Here is a 25279-nt window from a genome sequence, read left to right as displayed (position 1 = left end):
CCTTTTAAACACGTCGCTATACCCTATGAAACACGTATTCTCCCGCGTCGGCCTACCGTCGCTGGTGCTTAGTGTGCTGGCCCTGACCGGATCGGCCTTCCTGATGAGCAACCGTTCCGCCGAACCGGGTCCCAAACTAGCTCCAAACCTGAAAATCGACACCGTGGCTTCGGGCCTGAAAATGCCGTGGGCGATGGCATTCCTGCCCAACGGCGACCTGCTCGTGACCGAACGGCCCGGCCAGCTTCGGCTCGTCAAAAACGGCAAACTCGACCCCACGCCCATCAACGGCCTGCCCCCGATTCTGTACCGGGGCCAGGGTGGTTTGCTCGACATCTATTTACACCCCAATTACAAGGAAAACGGCTGGATTTACATCAGCTACTCCTCACCCAAAGCCGAGGGCGAAGCGGGCGACGGCGCGAACACCGCCCTGCTGCGCGCCCGCCTGAAAGACCATGATCTGATCGATGTTAAGGTGCTTTTTAAAGCCATGCCGAACGTGACCGGCGCTCCGCACTACGGTGGCCGGATTGTGTTCGACAACAGAGGCTACGTGTTCCTGTCGCTCGGCGAACGCGGTCAGAAAGAAAAATCACAGGATTTGAGCACCGATCAGGGCAAAGTGGTGCGGCTGCACGACGACGGCCGAATTCCGAAAGACAACCCATTTGTCGGTCAGGCCAACGCCCGGCCCGAAATCTGGTCGTACGGCCACCGAAATCCGCAGGGCATGACCATCCACCCGACGACGGGCGTGATTTGGGAACACGAACACGGCCCACAAGGGGGCGATGAAGTCAACATCGTGGAAAAAGGCAAAAACTACGGCTGGCCCCTGATCACGTTCGGCATTGACTACGACAACAGCATCATATCGAAAGACACCGCCCGCGCGGGCCTGGAACAACCGGTCATTTACTGGAAACCGTCGATTGCGCCCTGCGGCATGACGTTCGTGACCAGCCCGAAATTCAAAGACTGGAACGGCGATTTGCTGGTCGGTTCGATGAAATTTCTGTACATTAAACACTGCGTGGTGCGGGGCAACAAAATTGTCAGCCAGGAAACGATTGCCGAGAAAATCGGGCGCGTCCGCGACCTGCGGCAAGGCCCCGACGGCAACATTTACGTGGTGCTCGAAAACTCCGGCCGGATTGTCCGGCTGAGTCCGGCGGCTCAGTAATTACGTGATTGCTACAAAAAAACCGGCCCGCCAGCGGGCCGGTTTTTTTGTGCCCGGTTTTGTTGTTCAAAACGAAATTCCAAACTGAAAACCGATGGTCACGCTGGTCGGGTGGTTGTTGCCAAACCGAAACGGAACCGGCATGGCCACGAAATAGCCGCTGTTTTTGTTCTTTTTCACGATTTTGTTCAAAACCGGCGTGAACCCGTACCGCCCGTTCGTTTCGAAAGCCGCCCGTCCTGCAAACGTAAAGCCGTGTCCGAGACCTACCAACACACCCGGGTGGAACAGAAAATTTGCCATCCGGCTGGTGCCGTTCTCGGCGCGGACAAACGGCACAAACTCGGCCGAAAAACCAATTCTGGCGCTTTTCCAGATGTTGATGCCCGTCGGCAGGCCCACCACGTAATACGAATCGAAGTTCGTCACGGTGCCTTCGTCGCTGAAGGTCACGATGGGGTGCAGAATGCCGACATAACCCGCAACGCGCGGATACACCGGCGAGCTGTCCTGGGCCGACCCAGTTTTTGAAAAGAAGAAAAATACAAGAATGAACAGAAGCTGGTAAACGGTCCGCACGATGACTGAAATTGGGGTGAAACAATCCAAAACCGCCTTCCTGACGGTTACTCCACCACAATGCTAGACAAGACAGCGTTTTTAAAATAGAATAGATTTAACCTTTGGAATCGGCTTTACGTTTTGCCAGATTTTTTCGGTACTGCGAGGGGCTTTTTCCGGTATGTTGCTTAAAAATCCGGGTAAAATGGCTCTGGTCGGAAAAACCGGTCAGGTAGGCAATTTCGGAGAGCGTGTTGTCGGCGGTTTCGAGCAGTTGAATGGCTTTCTCGATCCGGACCTTGCGGATGTATTCGCCAAACGTCAGATCGTCGAAATACCGCGAAAATTCCCGCGAGAGGTAAGTCGGGTTTATGTCGAGGTTTTCGGAGACGGTTTTCAGGCTCAGGTTCAGGTTCGTATCGATGTGATTCTGAATGAGTTCGCGCAGTTCAGTGGTCCAGCCGGGCACTTTGGCTTTCTTCCCGCCTTTCTCGTGCAGATACGTCCGGTAAATCTGCAATAGCACCGCTTCGGTGGGGTTTTGGACGTGTTTGGCCTGGGGCAGATACTTCGCCCAGGCGTAGAGCGCGTCGTACAGCAGCATTCCTTTTTCGAGCAGTTCGTGATCGTCGCGAATCAGAAACGCCAGCCCGGCCGAGATGGCCCACAAGCCCGCCGACTGGCTGGCGATCGCGTGGTCGTCGGTATCGGCCCCCCGGATGATCGGCGCCATGATGTGCAGCCCCGGATCGGTCAGCTCGTACTTTTTCAGAAAATAGTCAAACGTACACTGGTTCTCGTAGTGCGTAAATTCGACGCCCGGAATGTCGAACGGAATAGCCTGCAAGGTTACAGCCATTGCTTTTACCTGATTATCAGGCACAAAGATGATTTCAGCTTGGGGGTCGATGAACCGCTTGATGAGCCACGGGCAGGCAATCCGGTCAATTTTCGGGCGTTCGCGGGTAATCCATTTCATGATAAGTCGAGCGTTCTTTTCCGCTTATCAACACAGAGCGGGGCTAGCCCTGCCATTCTCTTTCACTATTTCGAGCGCACGCACCGGAATCCGAGGTTGTTGCTACCGCTGCTGACCTCGCCCTTGCCCCGGCTCCCGGCTTTGTAACGAATGCAGTACTGATCGCTGCACAAAAACGAGCCGCCCCGCTGCACGTATTTCACCGCGCCGGGTTCGTCGGGATCGTAACTGTCGGTCGGCCCTTTAGGGTTATCTTTGGGACTATTTCTATAATAATCAGGTCGGTACAAATCCTGACACCACTCCCAGACGTTCCCGTCCATGTCGTACAAGCCATACGGATTGGCCGGAAACGACTGCACTGGAGCCGCCGACGCGTAGCCGTCTTCGAGCGTATTTTTGTTTGGAAACTCGCCCTGGTAAATGTTGGCGATCCACTTGCCCCCCGGTTTTTGCTCCTCACCCCAATAGTAGGTATGGTTGCCCTTGCCACCCTGGGCCGCAAACTCCCATTCGGCTTCGGTCGGCAGGCGTTTTCCGGCCCATTTGGCGTAGGCAGCCGCGTCTTCGTAGCTCACGTGCACCACCGGCAGGTTTTCCCGGCCTTTCAGGCTACTGCTCGGGCCTTCGGGATGCCGCCAGTTGGCCCCGGCCACGTATTCCCACCACTGCAACGGATTGTCGAGCGAGACTTTTTGGACCGTGGGCGTAAAAACCGCCGAACCCGGCACCAGCTTGTCGGCCGGAACGCCCGGATAATCTTTGGGATTGAGCGGCCGCTCGGCCACGGTCACGTACTTGGTCGCTTCGATAAACTGGGCAAATTCGGCGTTGGTGACCTCGTGTTGGTCCATCCAGAAACCGTCGACGGTCACGGCGTGCAGCGGCCGGGCGTCCGGAAATTCGTCGGAACCCATTTGGAATGTCCCGCCCGGAATCCAGACCATGCCGTCGGTCGAGCTTTCGCTCCCGGCCGTCACGGAAGCCGCCTGCCGGATAGCCGCCGACCGCGACGGCATGCCTTTCGCAACGCAATGTGCTCCGCTGTCGATTTCGGCGGTTTGCTCCGCCGTTGATTTTTGTTCTGAGTTGCAAGCCAGCAAACCGATCAGCGAAAGCCCGAGCGCCAGGCCGGTTTTACTGCCCCTGCTCCACAATCTTAAGCGCTTCATCATCCTTATAGTGGCGAATTTGCTCGCTGAGTTTTTTCTTCAAATCGGCCGTAATCGCTTCGTAGCCCTTTAAACCGTACAGATTCCGGAGTTCCTGCGGGTCTTTTTTCAGGTCGTACAGTTCCCACGAATCTTTCGGGCCGTAAAACCGCACCAGCTTGTACTGTTCTCCGCGCAAACCGAGGTGCGGATAGACGTGGTGCGGCACCGGGAATTCGTAGTAGTGGTAATAAGCCTCCTTGCGCCAGGCCACTTTTTTGCCCGTCAGCAACGGCAGAAACGACTCGCCCTGAATTTCTTTCGGAATGGCCGTGCCGGTAATATTCAGCATCGTAGGTGCCCAGTCGATGTTGGAAACCAGTTCATTCACCTTTGTACCCGGTTTAATGACACCCGGATAGCGGATCACAAATGGGGTTTTCAGCGATTGTTCGTAAATAAACCGCTTGTCGAACCAGCCGTGTTCGCCCAGGTAAAAGCCCTGATCGGAGGCATAAACGACCACCGTGTTTTTCGCCAGACCGCTTTCATCCAGGTATTTTAGTAATTCTCCGATGTTGCGGTCGAGGGAGTTGGCCGTTGCCAGGTAATCGCGCAGATACCGCTGGAATTTCCACTCCACGAGCGCCTTGCCGCTGAGTTTCTTCTCGTCAAATTCGCGGCTAACCTTATTCTCGTAATACTCGTAAAACCGCTTCTTTTCTTCGGGCGAAAACCGGTTGTAAATCCCGCTTTTGGTATAATCGGCATGGACTTTCAGGTCTTCTTTCAGGCGCATCGTTTTGTCGATGGTCATGTCCTGATTCTTGGCAGCTTCGCGCCCTTCGTAGTTGTCGTAAAACGTCGAGGGCAGCGGGAACGTCACGTTGTCGTACGCACCGAGGTCCTGCAAATCGGGCAGCCACTCGCGGTGCGTCGCCTTATGACCGACCACCAGGAAGAACGGTTTGGCGTTGTCGCGCTGTTTCAGCCAATCCAGCGACAGTTTCGTCGTGACATTGGTAACGTAGCCCGGGTAGCGGGTGGTATCCCCTTTCGAATTCACAAACGTCGGGCTGTAGTAATGACCCTGCCCCGGCAGCACGTTCAGGTAATCGAAGCCGTTGGGCAGGCTACCCAGGTGCATTTTCCCGATCCAGGCCGTCTGGTAGCCATTTTTCTGCAACTCTTCCGGAAAAACCGGCTGGTTGATGTTAAACTTTTTCTCGTTCTCCTTATAGCCGTTCAGGTGGCTGTACTTGCCAGTGAGTAGGGTCGCGCGGCTGGGTCCGCAGATGGAGTTCGTCACGACGTTGTTGTACAGAATGGCACCCTCGTTCGCAATCCGATCGATGTTCGGCGTTTTGGCCAGTTTGCTCCCGTAAGCGCTGATGGCCTGGTAGGCGTGGTCGTCGGAGAAGATAAAAATGACGTTCGGGCGGTTGGCCTGCTGCGTTTCCGCTTCATTCGGCGTGTAGCCCGGCACGACCACCAAAGCCGCCAGCGCCGAGAAGATGCCTAAAATGCCGATTCCAATGCGTAGATTCATTTCAAATATCCGTTGATTAACAGTCAATTAGCCAACCCGTACCCACGGACTTTAGTCCGTGCAAATTATCACAAATCCAGATGCTGATATAAACTCACACGGACTAAAGTCCGTGGGTACGGGTTGCATTGCTTCCTCCGGCCAGGTCACCGGTTCTATGTTGAAAGCAGTAAAGTTCATTGTTTTACTTTATTTCAGATTCAACCACCCGGTTTTGGGTCCCGAATCCGCTTTGGCGATTGATTAGGCAATAGACTATAGGGGGCACATCCCAGGAGAGTGACTTTGTCATTTTCAATTCCGGAAAACAAAAATCTTGTATATCTAGCAATTAAATAGAGAAACAAAGAAATAGCTTTTGGTGCAGAAAACAAAGGGGATTGGCTGAAAAGTCCGACACTACAATCCTGCGCTGGCCGCAGCAGCCCGCTCTTTTGGCCCACCTGATGCGGCTCCTGCCCATTTACCGTTCCGTCAATCGGCCGACCGTTCAGTAGATCGTTTGCCGCTGGTCTTCTTTATTTACTCACTATTGCATCAACAGAATACAATCGGTTCACACTTTTGTGCTACCATCCCGTACCGCCCGACTGACCCACCCGGCAATTTTTTCACCCTTAAATCCCTACATCCATGCCAGACAGTAATGAAAAACCCGTTTCGTTCAAGGAACTGGAACGGCATTTCCAGGCTCGTAAAGCCGTCAACGACACCCCGATCCAAATCGAGCGCCGGTTCCATGTTCAGGCCGACCGCGAACCGGTCGTCAAGACCCGCCTGGAACGCGTCGACCGGGGCGACAACCAGCTTCATTGGGAGATTGTAGTCGAATTAGACGGCATCCGCGCCGGAAGTCGGGCCCTGCCCCCCGCCCTGAAGGGCCAGGCCGTGAAAGCCGAACGCCGGAAAGTCAGCGAGGACGAACTGGCCCGGCAGTTGACCAGCTTTATTCCGGATCACCTCGGCTTCAACGCCACGCCCGTTGAGTTGCAGAAAAGCATCAAAACCATTCGCGAAGTTGTGGGCGAACGGCGCGTAGCGACCACCATTTTTGGGACAGACAACCGCCGGGCGTTCCGGGATACAACCTACCCGTGGTCGACGGTCGGGCTGGTGCAAACCAACCGGGGTTCCGGGTCAGGCGTGATGATTGGTCCCCGCCATTTGTTAACTGTGAGTCACGTCATCGACTGGACCGCTCCGGCAGGATTTGCCGCCGATTGGGTGCGGTTTACCCCTTCGTACTACGACGGAACGGCTCCGTTCGGGGAAGCGTACGGAAGCCACATTTACTGGTATGTGAAAGAAGACGGCGACGGTTTTATTACCGGCGATGAGGCAAATTTTGACTATGTCGTTGTTGTTCTCGACCGTCGATTGGGCGAAACGACCGGCTGGATGGGTGCCCGGGGTTATAACGACGACTGGGATGATCTGGCCGTTTGGTCGCACATGGGCTATCCGGGCGATCTGAACGGGGGCCAGCGGCCGACCTGGCAGGGCGGTTTTCGCGTCGATGGCACCGATGCCGACGCCCAGTCCATTCTGCACAAAGCGGATGTGTTTCCGGGCCAGTCCGGGGGGCCGGTTTTTGGTTTCTGGGATGGCGATGTTGGCCCACGGGCAGTAGCCGTCCAATCCTGGCAAACCAGCTCGAATAATGGTGCGAGCGGAAGCATGGATATGCGCGACCTGGTGGCCCGTGCCCGCAGCGAATTTGCCTGAGTGCCGGTTTTCACCCATAAACAAGGACGACCTGAATTTCGTTTGCAAATTCAGGTCGTCTTTGTTTGTACCGATCCTGTTTGTTTGGTTGTAGGCAAAACGAAAAGGCAATAATTGGAGATTAGACCTAATTTTATTCTGATCTTCTCCGTATCTTGGTTGTTTCAATTCGAGCAACCCAGCTATGAAAACCGTCTTAACCCTAAACTTTTTACTGCTTAGCATCTCGTTTCTTTTCGCTCAGGATAAATCCGGCATCCCGGCCGATGCCCGCGCAGCCGCCCAATCCGTCCGACCGGAAGCGATCCGTGCCCACATGCGTTTCCTGGCCGACGATGCGATGGAAGGCCGAAGACCGGGTACGCGCGGTTACCGGCTGGCGGCCAATTACGTCATCGCGCAGTTTGAAGCCCTGGGCCTGCAACCGGCGGGCGAAGACCAGACATACCTCCAAAAAGTCCCGCTGCGCCAATGGCAGGTTCGGGAAGAAGGGAGTTCGCTGACCCTGATCGGTAAAAATGGCAAGGAGCAACCGCTCGTTTTCGGCAAAAACTATACACTCAGCCCGGTGTATGGCGACGAAAAAAGCGAGATCACCGCGCCCGTCGTGTTTGTCGGTTTTGGCGTCACCGCGCCCGATCTCAACTACGACGATTACAAAAACGTAGACGTGAAGGGAAAGATCGTGGCCTACTTCAACGGCGCTCCGGCAGCTTTTCCGTCCAACCAACGCGCCTACCACAGTTCGGCCAAACTCGAAAATGCCGCTGCGCACGGGGCCGTGGGCGTCATCTCGTTCAGTTTGCCCACCGACGTCCGAAACCGGATGGAGGCTTCGTCGGCCCGGGCGCGGGCAGGCACTTACCGCTGGCTCGGCAAAGACGGCAACCCGCAACGGGTGTTTCCGGAGCTGAAAGGCGTGGCCGCCCTCGGCGACTCGACGGCCCGGACGGTTTTTGCGGCTTCCGGCCGGTCGCTGGCCGACATCATTGCGGCTGCCAACCGGAGCATTCCACAAGCCTTTCCGCTCAATCTGTCGGTTCGGATGAAAACCGAAACCCGCTCCGGGGGCGACATCGCGGGTTATAACGTGGTGGGTGTGCTGCCCGGCACCGACCCGGTTTTGAAAAATGAGTACGTCGTTTACGTTTCGCACCTCGACCACCTCGGCGTAGCACGTCCCATTAAAGGCGATTCGATTTTCAACGGTGCGCACGACAATGCCTCGGGCGTCGGCATCAACCTGGAAGCGGCCCGGATGTTTGCCTCGCTGCCGACCAAACCCAAACGGTCGATTCTGTTCGTCGCCGTCACGGCGGAGGAAATGGGGCTGCTCGGTTCCGATTATTTTGCTAGTAACCCTACCGTTCCGAAAGACAAGATCATTGCAAACCTCTGCCTGGATATGCCGTTTTTCTTCCATCCGCTGGTCGACATCGTGCCCTACGGTTCGGAGCATTCGAGCCTGGCGAAGGAAGTCAACACCGTTGCAAACTACCTTGGTGTGAAGGTTGCCAAAGACCCCATGCCGGAGCAGGTGGTGTTTATGCGCAGCGACCATTTCAGCTTCGTGCGGCAGGGTATTCCGGCGATTTACATCAAAAGCGGTACCGAAACCGGCAATCCGCAACTCGACGGTCTGAAGCTGAACCTCGACTGGCGCGCGACGATTTATCACTCACCCGAAGACGAAATCGACCAGCCGTTCGACTTCGGCGCGGCCGCCAAACACGCCCAGTTGCAGTTTCTGATCGGCTACCTCGCAGCCCAGAATCCGCAACGCCCGACCTGGAATAAAGGTGACTTTTTCGGGACGAAGTTCGGCCCAAAACCGGCCGGTTCGTCATCGACCGAAAGTGGCCGCTAATCCAGGCAGTTTCTATCCTTTACCCCAACCCCTAAAGGGGGCTTTCTGGACCCAGATCAAGAAGCCCCCCTTTAGGAGGTTGGGGGTAAAGTTAAACCAATTCCAGGTGCAGAATGGGGTACGGGTTCCCGTTGGGGTCTAGTTCCGAGCGGCCGACGGTCCGGAAACCCAGGTGCTGGTAAAAACCGACGGCCTGCGGATTGTCCTCGTTCACATCTACTTTCGTGGCTCCCAGGGTGTTAATGGCGTGGTTCATAAAAATCCGGCCGAGCCCTTTGCCGCGCGCATCCGGGTGCAGAAAGAGCATCTCGACCTTGTGATCGGCCACGCCCAGGAACCCAAGTAGCCTACCGGTTTCATCCCGGATGCCGAACAGATCGACCATGTCCAGGTACTGGTTCAAAATCAGTGGCTTGAAGGTTTGAATATCGTCTTCTGTAATGAAATGGTGCGTGGCCCGGACGGAGGCTTCCCAAACGTCCACCACTTCGGGGTAATCGGCGGGTGTGATGGCAGCTAGCATGAACGGTCGTTTAGAGAGAAATGGACTTTTGCAAAGATAGCAACAGATCGTTTCACCGGCCCGTCAGGGTGTTTCCTGCATAAGCCGGAAAATAGCTCCGACCACGGCTTCGCTTTCTTCTTCCTGCGGAAAATGACCACTTTGGGGTAAGGTCAGTGTTTGTGACTGCGGAAAACCGGCCTGAAACCTTCGCAGATACTCCGGGGTTACCAGCGGGTCTTTCAACCCCCAGACCAGGACCATCGGCTTGTTGGTCAGGCGATGACGTTGCTCCCAAAGACTTTCAAACCAGGGCTGATCATGCAGCAGGGAGCGCGCAAAAGCCAGCAAGCCGTTGCGGTCGGCAGGTCGGGCGAATGGCCTGGTATAATGTCGGTGAATCGCCGGTGTCAGTTTGGATTTATCGCCAAACGAAGCCGGTACTATAAACCTGGGCGAAATGTTCAGATAACGGTACAAAAAAGGCAGCAAGGGGTTCCTCAACACCTTGCGCATTTTCTGAAAACCAGGCTCCAACTCACTGCTCCATAGCCAGGAATTGAGCACCACGATCCGCCGGATTTGCGCGGGCTGCTGCAAAGCATACGAAAAGCCAATTGGGCCGCCAAAGTCATGCATAATCAGCGTAATATCCTGCAAATGAAGGGATTCTATAAACTCTCTCAGCGTTTGGGCATGTCGCTGGGTTGAATAGTCATACTGCCGGGGTTTTGCTGATAAGCCAAAACCGATATGATCGAGAGCGACGCAGCGAAACTGACTGGACAGTGGTTTGATCACGTTCCGGAAATCGAATGACCAGGAAGGAGTTCCGTGCACAAAAAGCAAAGTTTCGCCCGCTCCTTCATCAATGTAATGCAGTCTTTGTCCGTTGAGGGTAATAAAATTGGACCGAAATGGGTATTCGGCCCGGTCCAACCAGGGAATAGCAAGCGGCTCCATCGCTTTGATAAGTTCATGTGTGGCCAAAGCTAGCCTGGTGCCGACCAAAAAATCTTGCGCCAGACCAAGATTTATAGGAACCAAATGCCGGGAAGTAAACAGAAACACGGCGTCAGCCATGTTTCTGTCAACGCGTTCAGTGTGGAAATAGCCGGAAAGGTGGTATGCAAATCCCGACTGCTCTTTATCAGCCTCACCGCTGAAAGGTGAATGGTTTGGGCAGACTTTTTAGATTATCAGACAATTGTGTCAAAAAATCAGCCGTGAACCGATTACCTTTTTGAGCCTGTACCGATTCAGGCATACGAACAGGTGAGACGAATACCGGGTACGGGTTTATCTTTGTTCACACCCTATTGTTATGGCCACACACCCTTTATCCGTTTATCCCACCGATCAGGATTTTTACGAAGCATTGCTGCGTCGCGACGAACGGGCGTACCATTTTCTGTATGCCAGCACATATCCGTCGTTTCGCCACTGGGTTCTCAATAACCAGGGGAACGAAATGGATGCCGAAGATGCGTTTCAGAAAGGGCTGCTAAATTTTATGCTGAATCTGGAAACCGGCAAATACCAGCTTCAGGCCGGAACCCGGATTACCACCGTGGCTTTTGAATACTGCAAACGCCTTTGGATCACGGAGTTGAGGTCCGCCCGACACCGGCATCGCGGAGAAATGCCGGCACATCTGGAGTTGGCCGACACCAGTGATGTGGAAAAAGATCTGGAACGAATGGACGTGGTTAAGTCGGTACAGCAATCCCTCAGCCTGTTGAAAGACACCTGCCGAAAGCTTCTGGAATGGTTTTACGTTGACGAATTGCCCCTGCGCGAAATTGCCGAACGGCTGGGCATGAAGGAAGACTCGGTGAAATCGAAACGGTACCAGTGCGCCGAAAAACTGAAGGCCATTTTTCAGAAAACCACCAATCCCTAAGAAAAGCACAATGAAACTAACCGAAGATCAGTACGAAGTACTCTCAGCTTACCTGAACAACGAACTGTCCGAAGCCGACCGGTTATCGTTTGAAACCGACCTGCAAGCGGATCCGGAACTGGCCGCCGAAGTGGACCTGCAACGCAACCTGCGGCTGGGATTCAGGGCCCTGGGCATCCAGCAGGCGCTCGACCAGGCCAAAGCAAGCTATCAGGCATCGGTGGTCAAACCGGAGCCAGTTAGCGAAACGAAGCCCGTCGTCCGCCCGCTCATTTCCTGGCAGTACTGGGCCGCAGCGGCTTCCGTCGTCGTGGTTCTGGGCATCGGGCTGTACCAATATCGGCAAGGGGCGGGTCGGCAAGTGGATGGCATCTATACTGAATCGGTTGGCGCGACCACTGACGACGAGTTACTGAAGAGTTTCCCCGCATCCTCGACAAAAACCGGTTTTCTCGACGCCCTGAAAAACTACAAAGCCCGAAACTACGACGAAGCCATTGAGAAGCTCAAGGTGCTTCCGGCCGACCGCCAGACCATCCATTACAAAAACTATTTACTGGGATTGAGCTACTTAGCTAACGACCAGTCGACCGAGGCCATTCCGTTGCTGGCGAAGGCCCGGGAAACTCCCTCACCGGTTTTACAGCAAAAAGCGGAATGGTTTCTGGCGTTGGCGTATGTCAAAAACCGTCAGAAAGAACAGGCTCTGCCCATTCTGACACGGATCAGCACGGATCAGGCCCACCCCTTTCACTCACTGGCGCAACGCGTTCTGAACAAGATCCAGTAACGGTAATCACTGGTTATACAATGCCTGTACCTCACTGTCGGTCAGCGCCTTGCGGTAAATCCGGATATCATCGATGGCACCGTAGAAGTAATTCGGGAAATCGAGCGATTGTGCTCCGAATTTCAGCTCGCCCCCGATGCAGTCGTCGATGGTGGTTTTGGGCAGGTTAGAAGTCGTCGACAGCAGCGCCCCATCGAAGTACATCCGGCCGGTGTTGCCGCTGTACACCATCACAATGTGGTGCCAGGTGTTCAGCGGGAAACTGCTGTTGAACGTAAATGTTTGCCAGCCGATGCCGCGCTGACAATTGCTGTTCTGCTTCACATCCGTATTCACCACAATGCCCGGCCCGGCTTCGTTGGGTTTGATCAGCGAACTGTACATTTCATACGCTCCGTCGTTAAACCGCCCTTTGTTGAAAATCTGCATCCGGCGGTCTACTGTAATCGGTTTGATCCAGATGCTGACGGTCAGGTTGGCGGGCCGCAGCACGTTGTTTTCGTTCATGTAAAAATAATCGCCCTGGCCATTCAGTTGCACGGCGGAATTGGTCTTGCCCTTCCGGTCGGCCACAAACGTCGGGTTATTGACAAAAATGACGTGGTTGTTAAATCCACTTTCGTCGTTTTTCGAGCCATTGGTAAACGAAACCGACGCGACCAGATCCTGAAGAAGCGTATCCGGCTGCGTCTTAAAGGATTCGACCTCGCCATAAATGATCTCACCCGAGGCTAGTTTGGCGTAAGCCCGGTAGTAGTAGGTGGTATTCTGGTTGAGGTTCGTCAGCGAAACCGGGGTTGCGGAACCAACGGTCGGCGTGACGACCTTGACCGTCGTGGCGTTCTCGACGCTGGGCAGGGTGCTGTTCGACGAATAACAAATTCCGTACTCAATGGCGGCCGGGTCGCCGGGGTTTGTCACCACAAAATTGGCATTCGCAGTCGTCACGCCGATGTTCGTCGCCGTGACGGTGCTCACGGCCGGTTTGGAGCCCGTCCGGAAGGTTTGAATGGTTTCGCTGTAGCCCACACCCGCCTGATTGATGGCAAAGCTCCGAACGTAGTAGAGCGTATTGGGTTCCAGCCCATCCAGCGTAAAGAAAACCGGTGTATTCAGCATCGCGGTGCCGTCTTTCTCCTTCGTCTTATCATTGGCTAAACTCGGTGTTGTGTTCGTTTTGGAATAACAGATGCCGTGCCGCGTCACGGTGGCATTTCCGTACGAAATAATGGTCATGCCCAATCGGGCCGAGTTGATGGTCAGGTCGGCGGCCGACAAGACGCTGACGGTGGGCCGCACGGCATCGCTCACCGTTACCGTCAGCAGCAACGTGGTTTCCTGGGTGCAGGTGTTGCTGAGGATCGCTTTGACGTTATACGTCCCGGCGGTTGCGTAGGTAATGCTGGCGGTCAGGCCGGTGGTGACAGTGGTGCTTCCGTTGCCGAAATCCCAGGAAATGCCGTCGATGGTGCCGCTGCTGTTGGTAATGGCAAAATCCACCTTCCGTTGCTGGGCCTGGTGGTTCAGGGTTCCTTCCGGTTTCACGCAGTTGCGCTTGGTTTTTCGCTCGGGCAACTCCCAGCGTTCACAACCCACAAAACTCCCTCCTGCCAGACTGATAATCAGCAGAAAAGACCATACACGGACAACAAATTTCATACGTTTGACAAATAACCGGGTGCGGAAAAGTTAAAAGGTATACCAAACGGCCAGCCCCAGCGATTGCGACGCGGGTTGCCAGCGGAAAGCCGACATTCGGGGTTTCGGTTTTTTGAGCCACAGATACGCTTCGGCCAGCGTAGCCACGGCGGCTACCCCCACGCAGGCCACAAATACGCCCCTGCGCTGGCTGGCTGCTTCGGCAGCCTTGTAGGCATTTTCGTATTCGTCGTACTGGAGCGGATTGTCAATCACCCCGGTATTGTTCGGATCGGCGCCCTGGCTGATCCGGTTAAGCGCCCTGATTTTGGACTGGTAATCACTGCACAGCATCACCGCAGCAGCCCCGGCCCCCACCGCCACGACACCCGCAGCGATTTTAAGGCCCATCCGGTTCGGGTATTTCGGCCGCAGGAGATCTTCGATGGTCCGAAGCTGAATGGTCAGTGTTTCCCGTTTCGTGGCACTCGCAAACTGGAGGGCTTCATTGTAATACGTCCGGGCCTCGCGGTACCGTTTTTCATTGAAAAGCCGATTTCCCTCGCGCTCGTAGAAATCGGCCATCTGTCCCTGCGTGATGATATCGTCGGGGTTCAGCGCCAGCAGTTGATGCAGCAGGTCGATGGCCACCTGACCGCTTTTCTGATCCAGCGCATCCTGCACCTTGTCGCGAAGCTCAATACCGGTATTGCATTCGTCAATTCTTTTCTTTGCGTAGGCATCATTTTCAAAACCGGGTACATCGAGGCAGTTCTGGTATTGCCGACGGGCTTCAAAATAGCGGCCTTCCTTGAAAAAATCGTCTCCGCGTTTTTTATACCGGTCGTACTCTTCGTCGACCACGACTGGGATCGGAACCGGTCGGGCCTTTGCCGGTCCGTGAACCAAACCGGCAAAGGCAAACAACAGGAAAAAGAGAAAATGGCGTAGCGTTGTATTCATAAAATGAGGTCACTAGTTCGAACATTGTTTGATTCGTCGGCGCACCTCGTCGGTATTTTTCAGGGTTTGTGCCACCTCGTACCAGGCTTTGGCCCCTTCCAGTTCGTCCCGTTCGAAGTACTTGTTACCCTTACTCATCATTTGGGAATAAGCGCCGTCGGCTTTCGTGGTATTCAGATCATGTTCTTTCGCCAAAGACTGAGCGCTCGTGAAGGTTGTCATCGCTTTGGATTTGTTGTTGCTGCCGTTGACGGCTTTCAGGCCCTGCTCAATCAACTGGTCATATTGTTCCTGCTTTTCCTTCCGGAGCTTTTCAGCCGGACTTTCGATGGGTTCGGTCGGTTTTGCAGTCTCTGTCGCTGTAACTACCGGGTTTTCTTTGGGAGCCTCCGGTTTTCCGGAATCTACTACCAGCCCCTGACCGAGTTTGACTTTCTCTGCCTCAGCCGCGTCGCGTAGTCGCTGCACATCCTTCCGGGTCGGATCAAGTTGCAGGGCGCTGTTTGTAAACATCAGCGTCGTTTCATAATCTTTCCCGGTAAAAGCCCGGCGCGCTTTGCCAAAAGCAACGTTAACTCTTCTTATGGTATCGGCTCTGGTTACCAGCGGTTTTGAGAGTGTTGGCGAATCGTACTTTTCCGGTTCGTCAAGGGTATTACTCCCCGGTTGTTGGAAAACCGGTTTTTCTGCTTTACCAATGATCTTAATACCAGTTGATTTAGTAATCCAATACCATCCCAACCCGCCAGCCAGCACCGCAGCAGCCAGCAGACTCCAGCGCGAAAGACCACCCAGCGGACGCGCAACGGGCTGAGTCAACGAAACTGCCGGAGCCGGTTTGGGCTGAGATTTGGATAGAGTGGATTCCGAAAACCGGGTAACGACCGGAGTAGACGTGGGCGGCACGGGCAAATCGGTCAGGATGTCCGTGGGCGTTTCGGTTGGCGTCAGAAACGAAGGGCCTTTGTAGTCATCCACGTACACGTCCGTTCGCTCCGGTTCGTAGGCATCCGTCGATTCGGCTTCTGGCACCACCCGCTTCGGTTTTACCGCTTCGAAACACTGCACCAATCCCTGAACCGCCCGGTCGTCGTCGGGGCTGAGCCGCAACACTTGTTCGTAGAGAATCCGGGCCTGCTCATACTGCCGCTGGTTGACCCATTCGTCGGCTTCGTCCAGCAGGGTCTGGATGTTATGTTGTTGCTCCAGGGCGGCCCGGCACTTCGTCAGGCCCTCTTTGGCTTCGGGATGCTGCTCGCGCCGGGTTAGTACCTGCTCGTAGAGCCACATCGCCTGGCTGTAGTGGTGCTCCGTGAACTGGTTCCGGGCTTCGTTCAGCAGCGTCGGGATGTTATCGAGCAAATCCAGCAATTCGTCTTCCTTCCGGACCCGTTCGTGAATGTCGCGCACCAGGCACCGGCGAATGATGGTCTGGTACGGTTCGGGGATGTCATTCAGCCGGTCGGGCAGTTCAACCGTAATGATCTTTAGCTCGATCTCGCGCCGGGCGGATTGCTCACTGAGGTTTCTCGGATCGGCCCGAAACGGTTTTTCACCCGTCAGCATTTCGTAGAGGATGATGCCGAACGCCCACAAATCGAGGTTAAAGCTCACCCGGCTGCCTTCGATCTGCTCGGGTGCTTTGTAGGAGGGCGTACCCCGCCCGTCGCTGAGGTCAAAGTCCGAACTGTCGAGTTCGTCGTTGTTGACGAGTTTGCTCAGCCCAAAATCGGCAATTTTGGGAATATAACGCCCGGCATTATCGCGGGAAATGAGAATGTTGGCCGGTTTGAAATCGCGGTGAACAATGCGGTTTCGGTGCAGGTGTTGCAGCCCCAGCAGGATGCCCCGGGTGATATCGTCCAGTTGCTGCGGTGACAGGGTTTCGCGCCGGAGCAGATCGGCCAGATTACCATCCGGGTAGTACCTCATGATGGCAAAATCGCTGATGCTGGTGTCGGTTTCCAGCCGGTAACAGGCGTCGTACCGGGCGATATTGGCCTGGCGGGGCACGCGCCGGGCTAGTTCGACCTCCGCCTTCAGCGAGCGGGCGTCGTGACCCTTGAACTCACTGATTTTGATGGCAACCCACTCGGTTTCCAGTTGATCTTCCACTTTGACGACACGACCGTAGGAACCACTACCCAATAAAGCCGCCGGATCACTCGGGCGGATGGGGTAGCGTCGTTTAAATTCCTGAAACGACGTAATTGACTCGGTCATTAAGGTCTGTTCTGGTTACATGGGTGGTCGCTCAACGTAGTTTATAGTTTAAGGTTTAAAGTTTTGGAAGCCATAATTGAATGATTGTGTTGGACAATAAACTAAAAACCATTAACTACTTATCTTGACACTTTTTTTCGTTCAAAGGTTGGATAACGCCAGATCATCCGAAAAACGACCGTAAAAAACCGGTGCCTGCCGATCCCGCGTTGTCTGCCGGACATTGAGTGATACGTACCGGTGCAACTCGCGAATCGTTACGACCCGGTCGTGGTTGAAATCCGCCTGCCCGTATAAGCCCTTCAGCAAATAATGCGTGAACGCGCCCCCGGCCAGTTTCCGGGCCTCCACCGCAAACTCCGTCGAACGGCTGGCCAGCAGCATGGCCACGGTGCTGCCGGGTCCGGGCTCGCGGCCAATCGCCTGAGCAACGCGCTGCCGGTTCGATGGTTTCGTCAGGCTTCCCGACAGACAGGCATCGGCAATACACAATTTGGTCGTTGCCTTCGACGCCCGAAACGCTTCTTTAATCGCCCGATGCGTCAGCGCCCGATTCGGATTTCCCGGGTTCACATCGTACGGCACGAAGCTCTCCGGCAAGCCGTGACCCGAGAAATACAGAATAATTCGATCCCCGGTTTTGGCCTGCCGAAACAGGTGCATGGCCTGGTGAATACCGGCCAGCGTCGCCTGCCGGTTGGTCAGCAGCCGGATGTGGGCGTCGGATACGCGCCCACCCGGTTTACTCTGCAAAAACGCCACCACCTGTCGGGCGTCGCGGTCGGCATACCGCAAGTCGCCGGTTGCGTACGAAAGCGCCTGGTAATCCGAAATCCCAACCACTACGGCGTAGGTTTCTCCGTTGATCAGTGGAACCGCTTTCCCGAGCCAGCCCGACAGCCAGAACACCCAAAACAACGGTAGACTCATGAGCGAACAACCTGCGGCTTTGTAGTTTCTTCAGCCTGATTAACTGTTTCGATACCAATTAGATACCCCGAATAATTATCCTGCGTCTGGCCGTTGCACAGCCCGATCAAAGCCGCCATCTTGGCTTTATCGGGAATGTCACCGCCCAGCACCGATTCCAGCGTGGCGTTGTCGACCCGTTCCAGCACCCCATCCGTACACATAAAAAAATAATCGCCCGCCCGAACATCGTCCAGCACCAGAATATCCGGTATCGGATGGGATGTTTGCGCCGGGTTTTCGCCGGCATGGACGACAACCGCCCGGCTGAGCCGGTTTCGCCAGGGGTGGCTCAGCGCCTGCGTTTCGGTGATGATGCCCGCGTCGACCATGTCATTCACCTGCTTGTGGTCTTTCGTCTGAAAAATGATCTTTCCCGCCCGAAGCTGGTAAACCCGGCTGTCGCCCAGGTGAGCCACGGTCACGCCGTGTTCGTGAAACTGCACTAGTGCCAGCGTGGACCCCATGCGGTGAACAAACGGGTGCTCTTGCAGGTACTCGTGATACGATTCGTACACCTGATCGAGCGCAACCTGCAAATGCACAATATCGAAAACCGGCTCGCCCATCGAACGGGCGTAATCGGCAATGCCCCGGCAAAGCAACGCACTCGCCACTTCACCTTTATCGGCCCCGCCCATGCCGTCGCACACCAGGAAAAGCTGCGTCTGCGGATCGGCCGTTCCGCCGGGAAACAAAGCGTCCTGATTGGTCGTCCGCTGACCAATGTGCGAAAACGCATAGGGCAAACGAATCTGAATCTGCATGGGTTATTCGGTACGGTCGGGGTTAAAAGCTACGGCAACGCGATACGTATCGAGCATCGCGGGGGGAATCACGTAATGCGTCAGCCGGAACCGATCGACCCCGCCCAGGGTGATGATTCCGTCGTTTTCCACATCGATAATTTCCATTTTCTTCAGCGGCACCCCGTTCAGAAACGTTCCGTTCAGGCTGTGCTGCCGATTGAGTTGACCGGCATTTTGAACCCCATCCTGCAACTGGTAACGCAACCGCCCCGTCCATTTATCAAACGTTACAGTCAAGGTACAGTGGCGTCGGCTGATGAAACAGCGTCCCTCGTGCGTAAACCGTTCGACCGGCACCGTACAGGTTCCCGCCGTGCCGATCACGTTCGGTCCAAACCGCAGGGGGTACGCCATAGCCGGATTTTCCAGGTACGTCAACTGCCCAAAGGCGGGCAACCCCTGCACCAGGGCGTCGCTATAGTGAAAACCGGCGGATAACCCATTTACCGCTCCGCACCCGATGTGGGTACAGCGAATCGACCCGCGCTCCGCATCCGAAGCCCGCACCATAATCCGCCGACCGCACTGCTGGCAGGTGATGAGCGTTAGTTTAAAACCACTACGCATAACGCTTACTGGTCCATATCCCGCACGTCGCCATCGTTGACGTACGTATCGTCTTCCGGCAATTCCTCTCCGACATAGCTGTCCTCCGCATCGGCGCTGCCATCCGAAAATTCCGGCATCGTGCTGGCCACGACCGGTGCAGCCGCATCCGGTTCCAGAATTGAGTCGATGATCTCCTGCGACATCGTGTTTTCCAGCGCCTGGCTAAAATCGTCGTTCGTTAGCACAAAGGGTTCGTCAAGCCAAATGGTGGTCCTGATTTCGCCACTGAGCGTGTCGTACTGGTACAGGGTATCGAGCCCAGCGTTTCCGGAGGCATCGACCACGCTGTAGGCGTAGCCATCCGCACCGTCGAGCACCACCGAATCGATGATGCCGTCCTGATCAAAATCCAGCCCCATTACACGTTGGCCGTTCAGGAAGCCTTCGATCACGGTTGGTTCGGTTCCGGGCGAAACCGGCTGATTCTGCGCCAGCGGTTCCGAAACCAGGTTATAGGTTTTGATCGGGAGTTTTTCACCCAGCACCTGCTCGGTATATTCTTTCCGCTGTTCGAGCGAAAGGCTGCCCCATTCTTCTTTTTCGAACGTATTGAACCAGCGCCCGTGCCAACTGAACACCCCGCCCATGCCAACTTCCCCGCGCGCGGCTGCAAACGCCTTGTCAAACGACATTTCATCGGTTACGTTTCGGGCCACCTCAATATCGGCCGGGAGTTCGACGGAAAAAGGTTCTCCTATGCCCACCCCTGACTCTCCATCTGAATCTTTTTCACCGGTAGTTGTCTGAATTTTCTGGGCAACGGCCCAGGCAGCTCCGCCCAGAAGCAGGGCTGCTGCCGAAACTCCCAATACTTTTTTCTGATCCATGTCGGATGTCGGTTTGGCGGGACGCGTCGGCGGAGCCAGCGGAAAGGCGTCCGTGTGCGATTCGGTCTGGTCGGTAACGTGTGCCATGCGGTTTACTTCGGAAACGTGAACGATGCCGATATATCGGAGAAACGACGAAAAGGTGAATGAAAAACCGGATATTTTTTCAATTTGCCCAGATTGCCTGGCAGCGTCGACACGTTTTCTGCTGCGCCAGCACTTTCCACTCCCGGTTCCCAAACGGATCGTGGCAGCGTGGATTGGGACATCGGTAGCGTTCACGGTACTCTTTATCAATAATTTCCAGTTTCTCGTCCGTCGAAAGCAGCGTAGAACAGAGCGTCGGAATCAGCATACTCAGGCCCGCGCCGGACATGATCTGAATAAACGGCACGGCCCCTCCACCCGTCGTCAGCACGGCGCTGATACCGATCACCGACGACAGAATGACGCTGCCCGTCCGGATCATTTTTTCGCGGTTGCGGCAGGCTTTCCGCAGCTTCGGATATTGTTCAAAAACCTGTTGAAGCTCAGCGAATTCTTGCCGAAAATCCAGGCCTTGTTTTTCCAAAACGTCAGCCGCTTTAGGCACAGAAACCACATTAGCTTCAGCAGACGGAACCGTTTCGGACGGCAAAAGCCCCAGCAATTCCTCGACGCTATAGTCGGCATCAGCCAGTCGTACCCGGTCTTTGCGGTCGATGATTTTCCGGGTGATCCGATTTTCGTTGACGAATGTCCCGTTTTTACTGTCGAGATCTTCCAGCACAAACAGATGATCCGTACACCGAATCAACCGGGCGTGCTGCCCACTGACTTTGGTATTCGGAATCGAAATCGCATTATCCGCCCGTCGCCCAATGGTGTAAGTCGGAAGCTGACTGAGACCGTCAATCCATTGTTCCATCTCGCCCGACTGAAAAGGCGTCTGTAACAAAGCCATAGGAAAGATCCGAAATGATTACCCGGCAAGATAAGTAGATTTACTAAGTGAATCTACGATAATTTTTTAATCGGTCATTTTTTCATGGTTGATTCTTCCGGCCGGTTTTCCATCCTTCGCCGGAGCAGCCCTTTAAGTTACCCTTGTTGACAAATTGGTATATTTTAATTGTAACAATAGTTGGCTTCGTCTCCGGCCCGTTATTAGCCATTCCAGACTGGCTGCCAGTTCAATTGCTCTCGTTATCGCTCACTCGTTGCCCAAATACGGGTCAGCGGACTAAGTTTGCGCCATACAGAAACCGACTCCACACCATGAAGCGAACGTATTTTTTACCGGGAACGCTGCTGGCCCTTTGGCTTTCGGCTTGCTCACCCCGGACTACGCCGGCCGTCACAACGGTCACCCACAAAAGCAGCTCGCGAAGCATCACCAGTCTCGACTATAGCCTGAATGCCGTACTTTGGCAGCAGCACGCAGGCGAATACCGGGCGCTGTGTTACCAGGCTTTCACCCTGGCCCGTATGCAGCTTCAGGAAGCCCTGCGACAAAACCAGCCGACCGGAAAACCGCTGGCCATTGTGACCGACATCGACGAAACCGTGCTGGACAATAGCCCGCAGCAGGCGCAGGATTTGCTGAATCATACCACATACACCGAAAAAAGCTGGAAAGCCTGGACCGCTCAGGCCAGCGCCAAACCGCTGCCGGGCGCCGTTGCGTTTTTTCAGTTTGCCGCCCGGAATGGCGTTCAGATTTTTTACATCAGCAACCGCAGCCAGGATGAGCTGGACGCCAGCATCCGGAACCTGAAAACCGCCGGTTTTCCGCAGGCCGACTCGGCCCATGTGCTCATGAAAACCACCTCGGCCGACAAAGAGCCGCGCCGGAAAACCGTCGCCGAGAAGCACCAGATCGTCATGCTGTTGGGTGATAACCTGAACGATTTTGATCCCATGTTTTACCAACAGCATGCCGAGAAGCGCAACCAGTTGGTAGCCAATCACCATATGCTATTCGGGACAAAATTCATTGTGCTGCCCAACGTGATCTACGGCGACTGGGAGTCCGCCCTCTGGCGCGGTCAGAACCCGACACCAGCCGAAGCTGATATTTTGAAGCACAAAGCCCTGCAAGGATTCGAAACCAGTCGCCCTCAGCCGATTGGAAAATAGAGCTGAAAGACGGCTCCTTCGCCCGGTACGCCCCGGGCCGAGACGATGCCCTCGTGATTTTCCATCACTTTATGAACAATGGTCAGGCCGATTCCGGAACCGCTGTAGGGGCTACCTTTGCCGTGCAGCCGTTCAAAAGCACCAAAGATGCGCTCGCGGTATTCGTCGTTAAAGCCGATGCCGTTGTCGGCAACCGTCAGAACGTGATACGGCCGGGAGCGATCCGGCAGCGGGATATCGGTTGGGAGTTGCTGCGCGTCAAGACGTTCGGCCCGGACGGTAATGCGTGGGGACCGGCCGGGCTGGGTAAACTTGAGCGCATTGGCCAGCAGATTCTGGAATACCTGCCGCAGTTGCAGCTCGTCACCCAGCAGCGTGGGCAACGGCTCAACCTCGACAACGGCCCCCTTGTCGGTAATGGCCAATTCGAGATCGACAAGCACCTCAGTCACGATAGGGCTCAGGTTCACCGGTTTGCGGGCTAACGCCCCGGTTTTGGAAAGGCGGGAATACGTCAATAAATCCCGAATTAAACTACTCATCCGCCGGGCTGCCGACTGCATCCGTTCCAGTAAGGTCACGCCCTCGCCCAGGGCCGGGCCATAGCGGTCCAACAGCAAGGAGCCAAAAGCTTCGATCTTGCGGAGGGGCTCCTGCAAATCGTGGCTGGCAATGGCTGCAAACTGGTCCAGGCTTTCGTTGCTGCGTTTCAGTTGCGCATTCATCTGTTCAATCTGCTCCTTGGCTTGTTTGATTTCCGTTACGTCGATCGACGACGTCAGCAGCCCATCTTCGCCGAAACGTACGGCCGAAACCAGAAACCAGCGGTCGCCGACCTGCCGCTCCAGCGTAACCGGCACTCCGGTTTCAGCCACTTCGACGTAGCGGGCCAAGGCCGGGCTGTTTCGCAGCACCGGATTCATGTCACAGAGCGTTTTGGTATAAAGCACCTCCGGCAATAAACCCAGCGTATCCACCGATGCCTGATTGGCCAGCGTAAACCGAAAGTCGACAATCGGGCCGGGCTGACCATCTGCGTCAATGGCGCGCACCGGTTCATAAACCGCTACCGCCGTCAGGGTGGCGTTGAGTACACTTTCGACCAGTTCAGCCTGCTCCCGGACTTTGAGTTCGTTCTGCTTCTGCTGGGTCACGTTCATAAACGTGATCACTACCTTGTTTTCAGACTGCCGCACCGCCGATACCTCAAACCAACCTTCAAACCCATTGCTGTCGGTATAGTGCAGCGTTCCCTGTTGCGGAACCCCGGTGTCGGTAGCTTTTGCGTACAAGTCAAAAAAACCGTTCTCGATATTTCCCGGATACAGTTCCAGCAAGGTATGACCTTCTAGTTCCTGCGGTTTTCGGCCCAAACTCCGCTCGACGGAGCCATTGGCCATGTCCATGCTGAAATCAATAATCTCGCCCCGCCCGTCGCGGATCGCCGTCATGGCAAGGATGCTGTTGATTGATGCATCCAGGGTAGCTTTCAATTGCTGCTCGGCGCGCTTGATGGGCGTAAAATCCGTGAAGGTAACCAGCAGTTTATCCCCCAGCCGGTTTGCATTGACCGTCAGCCAGACATCCAGCCCATCATCGGCGTAATGCTGATCGAACTGCTCCGGTTGACCCGACTCGTAGGCCCGGCGGTAGACCGCAAAATTTCCGTTGTCGTAGTACGACGGAAACCATTCATTGACCCGCGTCCCAACCAGTTCATGGGCCGACACGCCCGCGTAGGTAGCCATCGTCTGGTTCGCCAGTTCGTACCGGAAATCGATCAGTTGATTTGTATCGTCATAAACCGGCGAATACAGCATGACGCCCGCTTCTACCGTATCCAGAATAGTCTGCAGGAGGTGTTGCTGGGCTGTCAGATCCTCAATGGCCCGGCGTTGTTCGGTTACGTCGCGCAGCATCGAGAAATAGCCGTCACCAAGCTTACGCGCCTGATTTTCAACCCAACGACCTGTTTTTTCGAAGTAATGCTCGCCGACAAAAGGGGCTCCTTCATCGATCAGCGCCCGGTAGCGCGGCAGGTAATCCTGAACGGCCGGAAAACGCTCGAGCATGGTTTTTTCTTCCATGTCGGCCGGGCTGAAACCGCAGAGTTCAAGCACCTTCTGGTTGTAGCGCACCGTGCGGAAGTTCACAATCTGGCCATTCGAATCGCGAACGGCCCTATATACGGCAATCCCGTTCGGCGAGTGGTCGACGATGGTCGCCAGCAACTCGTGTTCAGGAGCCAGAAAGGTGGCTTCCGTCAATGAAATGGCAATTCCCTGAAACGCCGGTCGAACCAGTACCTGGTAAAATGTCCGAAAACCGGTACAACGGTTGGTCAGCCAGGCGCTGGTCTGTTGTTCAACGCCCGTTTCAACCACCCGGACCGCGCATTCCCAGAGGTTGGTCTGCCATCCCTCCGGCCACAATTCGTGGGCCATACGACCGGCTGCATCCGCTACAGATTGCCCGGTAATTCGTTCTGCCTCTTCGTTCAATGTCAACAGCCGAAAATCGGTAATACCTTGCTGTTCATCATACGAAGGCTCATACAGCACGACTCCGCAAGCCACAAAATTCAGCACGGTTCGCAGCCCCGTTATATCCATCGGGCCAGGTTGGGCAGCCAGCGCTTCAGTCATACGTTTAATTGAAGAAAAAACCGTCGGAACGGACCTGAAGCAAGGTAGCAAAAAAGTCACGGCCTGACAAAAGGTCCGGAATCGCTCGCCTGATAACTCGCTGACTCAGAAATAATAATGACTTAAAAATCATCATTTGATCCAGTGAATCAACCGGTTTTCGCCTTCATCGCCCCTCCCTACGGCTTTACTTCGGAAGGTATCAAACGATCATTTTTTAACTTTTTTCAGAAATTTTTAAAACCAACTAAGGTGGTTTTATGGA

21 protein-coding genes are annotated in these 25279 nt (G+C 55.0%); 6 read left to right on the top strand and 15 right to left on the bottom strand.

Annotated features, from left to right (window positions below):
• Nucleotides 1-25 precede the first annotated feature (25 nt).
• Nucleotides 26-1186 carry a PQQ-dependent sugar dehydrogenase gene (locus tag ACO2Q8_RS21715; protein ID WP_423346964.1) on the top strand — a complete coding sequence of 387 codons (1161 nt, stop codon included), beginning with the start codon at nt 26-28 and terminating at the stop codon, nt 1184-1186.
• Between the two features lie 66 nt (nt 1187-1252).
• Here ACO2Q8_RS21715 and ACO2Q8_RS21710 read toward each other — a convergent pair whose 3' ends face one another.
• From ACO2Q8_RS21710 to ACO2Q8_RS21695, 4 genes are all read right to left on the bottom strand, one after another.
• Nucleotides 1253-1765 (bottom strand): hypothetical protein, encoded by a 513-nt coding sequence (locus ACO2Q8_RS21710; RefSeq protein ID WP_423346963.1) that lies wholly within the window; start codon nt 1763-1765, stop codon nt 1253-1255.
• 97 nt (nt 1766-1862) lie between these two features.
• Nucleotides 1863-2726: a chromate resistance protein ChrB domain-containing protein gene (locus tag ACO2Q8_RS21705; RefSeq protein ID WP_423346962.1), complete on the bottom strand. Its 864-nt coding sequence runs from the start codon at nt 2724-2726 to the stop codon at nt 1863-1865.
• A gap of 65 nt (nt 2727-2791) precedes the next feature.
• Entirely contained in the window at nt 2792-3898 is a 1107-nt protein-coding gene (locus ACO2Q8_RS21700; protein WP_423346961.1) for a formylglycine-generating enzyme family protein, read from the bottom strand.
• Nucleotides 3864-5426, bottom strand: coding sequence for a sulfatase family protein (locus tag ACO2Q8_RS21695; protein ID WP_423346960.1), 1563 nt, complete (start codon nt 5424-5426; stop codon nt 3864-3866). Before ACO2Q8_RS21695 ends, ACO2Q8_RS21700 begins: the two co-directional genes overlap by 35 nt.
• A gap of 633 nt (nt 5427-6059) precedes the next feature.
• Between ACO2Q8_RS21695 and ACO2Q8_RS21690 the strand changes: the two genes are divergently transcribed.
• Nucleotides 6060-7151: a trypsin-like serine peptidase gene (locus ACO2Q8_RS21690; RefSeq protein WP_423346959.1), complete on the top strand. Its 1092-nt coding sequence runs from the start codon at nt 6060-6062 to the stop codon at nt 7149-7151.
• A gap of 184 nt (nt 7152-7335) precedes the next feature.
• Nucleotides 7336-9018 (top strand): M28 family metallopeptidase, encoded by a 1683-nt coding sequence (locus ACO2Q8_RS21685; protein WP_423346958.1) that lies wholly within the window; start codon nt 7336-7338, stop codon nt 9016-9018.
• Between the two features lie 91 nt (nt 9019-9109).
• On the opposite strand, the gene ACO2Q8_RS21680 is transcribed toward ACO2Q8_RS21685, so the two are convergent.
• On the bottom strand, nt 9110-9541 hold the full coding sequence (locus tag ACO2Q8_RS21680) for a GNAT family N-acetyltransferase (protein ID WP_423346957.1): 432 nt from the start codon (nt 9539-9541) through the stop codon (nt 9110-9112).
• A 63-nt stretch (nt 9542-9604) separates the two neighbouring features.
• Nucleotides 9605-10483: an alpha/beta fold hydrolase gene (locus tag ACO2Q8_RS21675; protein ID WP_423346956.1), complete on the bottom strand. Its 879-nt coding sequence runs from the start codon at nt 10481-10483 to the stop codon at nt 9605-9607.
• A gap of 361 nt (nt 10484-10844) precedes the next feature.
• On the opposite strand from ACO2Q8_RS21675, the gene ACO2Q8_RS21670 reads away from it, so the two are divergent.
• The gene (locus tag ACO2Q8_RS21670) at nt 10845-11423 is read left to right on the top strand and encodes an RNA polymerase sigma factor (RefSeq protein ID WP_423346955.1); all 579 of its coding nucleotides are present in this window, start codon (nt 10845-10847) and stop codon (nt 11421-11423) included.
• Nucleotides 11424-11433: 10 nt separating this feature from the next.
• Nucleotides 11434-12213, top strand: a complete 780-nt coding sequence (locus tag ACO2Q8_RS21665; RefSeq protein WP_423346954.1) for a hypothetical protein — start codon at nt 11434-11436, stop codon at nt 12211-12213.
• Nucleotides 12214-12219: 6 nt separating this feature from the next.
• On the opposite strand, the gene ACO2Q8_RS21660 is transcribed toward ACO2Q8_RS21665, so the two are convergent.
• From ACO2Q8_RS21660 to ACO2Q8_RS21625, 8 genes are all read right to left on the bottom strand, one after another.
• Nucleotides 12220-13872, bottom strand: coding sequence for a LamG-like jellyroll fold domain-containing protein (locus ACO2Q8_RS21660; RefSeq protein ID WP_423346953.1), 1653 nt, complete (start codon nt 13870-13872; stop codon nt 12220-12222).
• A 30-nt stretch (nt 13873-13902) separates the two neighbouring features.
• Complete coding sequence (locus tag ACO2Q8_RS21655; RefSeq protein ID WP_423346952.1) at nt 13903-14814, bottom strand: tetratricopeptide repeat protein; 912 nt, start codon at nt 14812-14814, stop codon at nt 13903-13905.
• Between the two features lie 12 nt (nt 14815-14826).
• Nucleotides 14827-17037 (bottom strand): protein kinase domain-containing protein, encoded by a 2211-nt coding sequence (locus tag ACO2Q8_RS21650; protein WP_423346951.1) that lies wholly within the window; start codon nt 17035-17037, stop codon nt 14827-14829.
• Between the two features lie 141 nt (nt 17038-17178).
• Nucleotides 17179-17967, bottom strand: coding sequence for a caspase family protein (locus ACO2Q8_RS21645; protein ID WP_423346950.1), 789 nt, complete (start codon nt 17965-17967; stop codon nt 17179-17181).
• The gene (locus ACO2Q8_RS21640; protein WP_423346949.1) at nt 17964-18773 is read right to left on the bottom strand and encodes a PP2C family protein-serine/threonine phosphatase; all 810 of its coding nucleotides are present in this window, start codon (nt 18771-18773) and stop codon (nt 17964-17966) included. The genes ACO2Q8_RS21645 and ACO2Q8_RS21640 overlap by 4 nt, the downstream gene beginning before the upstream one ends.
• Before the next feature lie 3 nt (nt 18774-18776).
• Nucleotides 18777-19382, bottom strand: coding sequence for an FHA domain-containing protein (locus ACO2Q8_RS21635; protein WP_423346948.1), 606 nt, complete (start codon nt 19380-19382; stop codon nt 18777-18779).
• 5 nt (nt 19383-19387) lie between these two features.
• Nucleotides 19388-20338, bottom strand: coding sequence for a hypothetical protein (locus ACO2Q8_RS21630; protein WP_423346947.1), 951 nt, complete (start codon nt 20336-20338; stop codon nt 19388-19390).
• A gap of 79 nt (nt 20339-20417) precedes the next feature.
• On the bottom strand, nt 20418-21194 hold the full coding sequence (locus ACO2Q8_RS21625) for an FHA domain-containing protein (protein WP_423346946.1): 777 nt from the start codon (nt 21192-21194) through the stop codon (nt 20418-20420).
• 314 nt (nt 21195-21508) lie between these two features.
• On the opposite strand from ACO2Q8_RS21625, the gene ACO2Q8_RS21620 reads away from it, so the two are divergent.
• Nucleotides 21509-22369, top strand: a complete 861-nt coding sequence (locus ACO2Q8_RS21620) for a 5'-nucleotidase, lipoprotein e(P4) family (RefSeq protein WP_423346945.1) — start codon at nt 21509-21511, stop codon at nt 22367-22369.
• Here the strand turns inward: ACO2Q8_RS21620 and ACO2Q8_RS21615 are convergent.
• Nucleotides 22351-25014 carry a PAS domain-containing sensor histidine kinase gene (locus tag ACO2Q8_RS21615; RefSeq protein ID WP_423346944.1) on the bottom strand — a complete coding sequence of 888 codons (2664 nt, stop codon included), beginning with the start codon at nt 25012-25014 and terminating at the stop codon, nt 22351-22353. The two genes, ACO2Q8_RS21620 and ACO2Q8_RS21615, sit on opposite strands and share 19 nt — an antisense overlap.
• Nucleotides 25015-25279 lie beyond the last annotated feature (265 nt).

It is taken from the genome of Larkinella sp. VNQ87 (assembly GCF_049445795.1).
Taxonomy (GTDB): Bacteria; Bacteroidota; Bacteroidia; order Cytophagales; family Spirosomataceae; genus Larkinella.
The sequence above is the reverse complement of the archived record's forward strand: the minus strand, read 5'-3'. Positions and strand labels throughout refer to the sequence as shown.

Bases quoted from the DNA above. Each gene is read 5' to 3' on its own strand.
- ACO2Q8_RS21620 (WP_423346945.1), top strand. From the start codon at position 21,509: ATGAAGCGAACGTATTTTTTACCGGGAACGCTGCTGGCCCTTTGGCTT.
- ACO2Q8_RS21690 (WP_423346959.1), top strand. From the start codon at position 6,060: ATGCCAGACAGTAATGAAAAACCCGTTTCGTTCAAGGAACTGGAACGG.
- ACO2Q8_RS21670 (WP_423346955.1), top strand. From the start codon at position 10,845: ATGGCCACACACCCTTTATCCGTTTATCCCACCGATCAGGATTTTTAC.
- ACO2Q8_RS21700 (WP_423346961.1), bottom strand. From the start codon at position 3,898: ATGAAGCGCTTAAGATTGTGGAGCAGGGGCAGTAAAACCGGCCTGGCG.
- ACO2Q8_RS21615 (WP_423346944.1), bottom strand. From the start codon at position 25,014: ATGACTGAAGCGCTGGCTGCCCAACCTGGCCCGATGGATATAACGGGG.
- ACO2Q8_RS21635 (WP_423346948.1), bottom strand. From the start codon at position 19,382: ATGCGTAGTGGTTTTAAACTAACGCTCATCACCTGCCAGCAGTGCGGT.
- ACO2Q8_RS21680 (WP_423346957.1), bottom strand. From the start codon at position 9,541: ATGCTAGCTGCCATCACACCCGCCGATTACCCCGAAGTGGTGGACGTT.
- ACO2Q8_RS21630 (WP_423346947.1), bottom strand. From the start codon at position 20,338: ATGGCACACGTTACCGACCAGACCGAATCGCACACGGACGCCTTTCCG.
- ACO2Q8_RS21645 (WP_423346950.1), bottom strand. From the start codon at position 17,967: ATGAGTCTACCGTTGTTTTGGGTGTTCTGGCTGTCGGGCTGGCTCGGG.
- ACO2Q8_RS21660 (WP_423346953.1), bottom strand. From the start codon at position 13,872: ATGAAATTTGTTGTCCGTGTATGGTCTTTTCTGCTGATTATCAGTCTG.
- ACO2Q8_RS21625 (WP_423346946.1), bottom strand. From the start codon at position 21,194: ATGGCTTTGTTACAGACGCCTTTTCAGTCGGGCGAGATGGAACAATGG.
- ACO2Q8_RS21650 (WP_423346951.1), bottom strand. From the start codon at position 17,037: ATGACCGAGTCAATTACGTCGTTTCAGGAATTTAAACGACGCTACCCC.
- ACO2Q8_RS21655 (WP_423346952.1), bottom strand. From the start codon at position 14,814: ATGAATACAACGCTACGCCATTTTCTCTTTTTCCTGTTGTTTGCCTTT.
- ACO2Q8_RS21695 (WP_423346960.1), bottom strand. From the start codon at position 5,426: ATGAATCTACGCATTGGAATCGGCATTTTAGGCATCTTCTCGGCGCTG.
- ACO2Q8_RS21640 (WP_423346949.1), bottom strand. From the start codon at position 18,773: ATGCAGATTCAGATTCGTTTGCCCTATGCGTTTTCGCACATTGGTCAG.
- ACO2Q8_RS21675 (WP_423346956.1), bottom strand. From the start codon at position 10,483: ATGGAGCCGCTTGCTATTCCCTGGTTGGACCGGGCCGAATACCCATTT.
- ACO2Q8_RS21715 (WP_423346964.1), top strand. From the start codon at position 26: ATGAAACACGTATTCTCCCGCGTCGGCCTACCGTCGCTGGTGCTTAGT.
- ACO2Q8_RS21705 (WP_423346962.1), bottom strand. From the start codon at position 2,726: ATGAAATGGATTACCCGCGAACGCCCGAAAATTGACCGGATTGCCTGC.
- ACO2Q8_RS21685 (WP_423346958.1), top strand. From the start codon at position 7,336: ATGAAAACCGTCTTAACCCTAAACTTTTTACTGCTTAGCATCTCGTTT.
- ACO2Q8_RS21665 (WP_423346954.1), top strand. From the start codon at position 11,434: ATGAAACTAACCGAAGATCAGTACGAAGTACTCTCAGCTTACCTGAAC.